The sequence below is a fragment of the Aquimarina agarivorans genome (assembly GCF_000218485.1).
Classification (GTDB): domain Bacteria; phylum Bacteroidota; class Bacteroidia; order Flavobacteriales; family Flavobacteriaceae; genus Aquimarina; species Aquimarina agarivorans.
The window spans coordinates 1-4,270 of record NZ_AFPB01000143.1; the positions used below are offsets into that span (position 1 = coordinate 1).

Annotated in this window: 2 protein-coding genes; both read right to left on the bottom strand. The window is 31.5% G+C overall.

Going from position 1 to position 4,270, the window contains the following annotated elements; all coding sequences use genetic code 11:
• Positions 1-52: 52 nt before the first annotated feature.
• A complete protein-coding gene (locus GMC_RS20665; protein WP_010521874.1) occupies positions 53-1,264 on the bottom strand; it encodes a family 43 glycosylhydrolase in 1,212 nt (403 codons plus the stop codon).
• 896 nt (positions 1,265-2,160) lie between these two features.
• The gene (locus GMC_RS0109320) at positions 2,161-4,005 is read right to left on the bottom strand and encodes a T9SS type A sorting domain-containing protein (RefSeq protein WP_010521875.1); all 1,845 of its coding nucleotides are present in this window, start codon (positions 4,003-4,005) and stop codon (positions 2,161-2,163) included.
• Positions 4,006-4,270: the final 265 nt, after the last annotated feature.

Here is a 4,270-nt window from a genome sequence, read left to right on the forward strand (position 1 = left end):
TTAGCGGTTCGGTTTCTTATCTCTTAAATTCATTTTTTTCATTTGATTATATTTATTGGATGAGTATGTAATCAATTTCCCAGTTACCTGAATCACTATCTAAAAACTCAATTCTTAATCTTTTCAATGTTTTCGGTATATTTTCTATAGTATCTAGTGGTAATGTATATTTTACATATTCAGAACTATTAGGCTTTACATCAATATTTATAGTAGCTTCTTCGAGCCAATTTATTTCGGGATAAGACCAAAACCTTTCAATGTTTGTTTTAAATAAAGCAAAAGATAATTTCAGTTTAGATGTAGGGGTATTATTTTTAATTCGAATTTCGAGTGTTTTACCCTTGGTTTCCGTCGATGCCCAGTTAGCACTTTCTATAATTGGTTTTTGACCAGTTATCTCACCTTTTATTGTTCCTGCTTTTGTCCATTGAACATTTGTTCCTGAGGGTGAACGCCATCCCATTCTAGAGTTATCAAATTCCCATTTTCTACCACCTCCAATTGGAAAAGTAAAGTCGCTTTTTAGGTTTACAGTACCATCAGGGTTAAAGTACATTGTTTTCAACATAATTCCCCTATAAAACATACTTATATCGTGGTGTTCATGTACAACATACCATTGCCCTTTCCAATTAAAAATACTTCCGTGTCCTCCCGAATAGAAAGCACCTTTATAGTCATAGGGTCCTCTTAATTCTTTAGACATTGCATAATGTGCTCCCCAAACAAGATAATAGTATTCGTTACGTTTGAACATTGTTGGTTTATCATCTGTATTACGATAAGTACCATCAGAATTATAAATTTCTATTTTTTGTGGTTTATCGGCTAATGATAACATGTCTTCACCAAGAGTAGCACAATAATAAGTTCCAGCACCCCATATAATAGTATACACTCCATTTTCCTCGTACACTTCAGGGTCATACGAATTTGTTGGTGCCAAGCCTTTTGATAAAAGAGGTTTGCCCAAAGCATCTTTGTATGGCCCCCCAGGTTTATCAGCAATCATTACACCTGTATCAAAAAACTTATTTGAAAAATACCAATAATATTTACCATCTTTTTGAGCAAAATCTCCTGCCCAGCAATTTGGTTCAGGCCCAAAATAAGTATCATTAGGATGAATAACAGTTTCTTTTACCCAAGTTTTTAAATCATTCGTAGACCAAATTTCCCAGCGATCCATTGTCCAATTAAATTCTATATCCCAAGATTTATCATGCCCCATTCCTAGATATAATCGATCATCAACAATCATAAAATGGAGGGTCTGTTAATCCATGCTCACCCTAAAATGTTTTCTATTTTTATAGGGTTAGAATCTATATTGTGAGTGACTTCGCTTGGAAATCCTTCGCCTGAAATATTATTTAATTTTTTAGAATCTTTTGTGCATCCAAAAAAAATAAAGAGAAAACTTGATAGAATAATAATTCTTAAGAGTTTGTTTAGTATCATGATTTAGTTTTTAACTGACCGCTAACGTTAAATATATGGCATTTAGGGCAGAAAATAAACAATTACTTTCGATTAATCCCTAAGCCAAACTTTTGCATTTTGATTTATTTTTTTATTATAAAGCCAAATCAAAAGATTTGGTGACATCGCAAATAAATACAAGCTTTTCGAGCCGACATAAACCGCCCTATTTGCTATATATGTGTTCAAGCGGAAGTACCTAAAGAAGCTGCAAGCGACATTGGCTAAAAGTCCACTAAATGTTAAAGCGCAAAAGATCAAGGACAACCACCGTATTTGCCCAAAATGTAAAAAAGGCACTTTGCAAATCATCGCTTACTTTGGGGTACGAGGTCCGCCAAAGCGCTGGTTAGAAAAACTAAAGACTACATAGATTTTTAAAAAATCCCATAATAGGGACGGGACAAGTATTGTCCAAATTTAAAGGAAATAGCTCAAAATTGGATTAAACCCCATATAAAACTTATAATCGATGCCAATAGATTCGTTTTTCAATAGTCAAAGCGTATTTTCAAACCTTGAAATTTGTGAAAAACGAGGTTGTACTTTCTAGAATTGAAGATTACCACACATCACTTTCCCCATAAATCCACCACCGGGTCAGTCAACATAGCATTCATCTCTGGTCTATCGGCAAGACGAATGCTTTATGTGTTGTGTTTAGTATTTTGTATATCATTTTTTAATAATTTTAACCATACTTAGAATACCGTTTTCTTCGGTAGTTAATATGTAAATTCCTTTACTAAAAGAATTTATAAGTATAGTTTCCTTTTTTGTGTTTGAATATTGTTGTGAAAATATAATTTGACCAAAAGAATTGTATATTTTAAGGTCAATTTCAGATTTGACCTCTCTAAATTCAATATTTAAATAATTGGATGCAGGATTTGGCGATATAGAAAAAAAACCTGCTTTAAGTCCAGGTTCATCCAATGAGAGTGTAGGACTGACTATAAAATTATCAACTTTTCCTAAAAACATTTTTTGCATATTGAGTGTGTTAATGCTATTTATGTATTCAGCTTCAAAACCAAAATAATTTATAGTTCCATCATTGGCTATAGTAACATCTGAAATAGAAGCAAATATTGTTTTTTCTATTTTCCCTGCACCCTCCCAGTTTCCATCAGTATCAATAATAGCTATAAAAGGGTTTGTAACATTAGTACTTAACTTTGAGGAACCTATATTAATATCTCCGTTAAATTCACCTCCAATAATAAGTTTATCGTTCTGAATTGTGATATCTCGTACTTTAGAAAAATTTCCTCCTTCTATTAATTTTACCCAATTTAAACTACCATCAGTGGAGTTGTATTTTGCTACAAAAGCAGAACCTCCAACTGTTGCACTCAAATAATCTGAAGAAGATATACTATTCCTATCAAAATCTACTGAATTTCCATTTATATAGCCAGAGACAAATACATTTTCATTTTCATCAGTAACAATTTCAACAACACGATTTTCTGATGAAGAGCTTATTGTATTTACCCATAATACCTGTCCAGTATTGTTATATTTTGTGACAAAAATATCTTGATTCTCTGGTCCTAGTTCATAATGTCCTAGACTACCAATATAGGTTGGGTTTGGGCTATTTTTAAATAGAGAATATCCAGTATTAGTAGGTGATATTGTGGCATTGAACGAACCAGAAGCGTAAGTGTCTCCAGAAGGCAATGCATTAACAGTTATATCAGAAGTGATTCCATTTCCAATTCCATTAACAGTTATAAAATTTCCATTGTTATCATATTGAACAACAAACCCAACTGTAAAAAGCTCACTTTGAATTAGATCTTTATCATCTGAGTGAGTTTTAGAAGGGTCAAAATCAATAAAATTACTTGAGAAACCATTAATGTAACCAGTAAAAATAACATTATCATTTACATCTATATCTAGTTTTAAAGCAATATCATTAAAATCATCTTGTATTTCATTGTGCCACAAATACTCTCCGTTTTTAGAGTATTTAATTAAAAAAATGTTTTGATTTTCTCTAATAAACGTACCTGGAGAGTTGTTAGTAGAAATTATAGAGTTTGTATGTGGATGCTCTGGGTCAAGGTCTACAGTTTCTGTTGTAGCCACATCAATAGTAGCAAGAACGTAAATGTTATCTTCACTATCAACCTTTACATCAGTAGCAAAATCAATAGTTGAATAATATATCGTTGATAAAGGATGACTTGGATCTTTGTATGTAGAACCTCCTATACTTTTAAGCCATAATAAATTATTGTTTTGGTTATACTTTGCTATATAAGCAGTAAACTGTTCTTCAGCAGAGATTAAATTGGAGTTTCCAAAATCAACATTTAAGCCATCAAAACCACCAACAATAATTTTGTTATTCTCATTATCTATAGTAAAACCAGATTTTGTATGGTCTACTATGGTATAATTGTAATCTTTATTAAGATTGATATTTCTTTCTTCTGTAAAACTTAACTCTTGTGCGAATATGTTTACACTAATAAAGGTGGTTAAAATGAGTAATATTTTTTTCATAAGATATTTATTAGGTACAAGTTTTTGATACTAGATGAATAAGTAGTTTAATTTTAATTTGTTAACTTTTTTTGTATTAAGCACAACGGTTAGTATAAGAAATCGTAGGGCAGATGATTGACATTGCATTTCGATTTGACACTAAGCCAAATATAATATTTTGCTTTTATCTTTAAGATTGAAATGCCAAATTTATATTTGGCGACTTCATAAAAAAAGCACAGAACTTTGTAGTTAGCACAAAAGCCCTATGCTTTTTATACCT

Bases quoted from the DNA above. Each gene is read 5' to 3' on its own strand.
- GMC_RS20665 (WP_010521874.1), bottom strand. From the start codon at position 1,264: ATGATTGTTGATGATCGATTATATCTAGGAATGGGGCATGATAAATCT.
- GMC_RS0109320 (WP_010521875.1), bottom strand. From the start codon at position 4,005: ATGAAAAAAATATTACTCATTTTAACCACCTTTATTAGTGTAAACATA.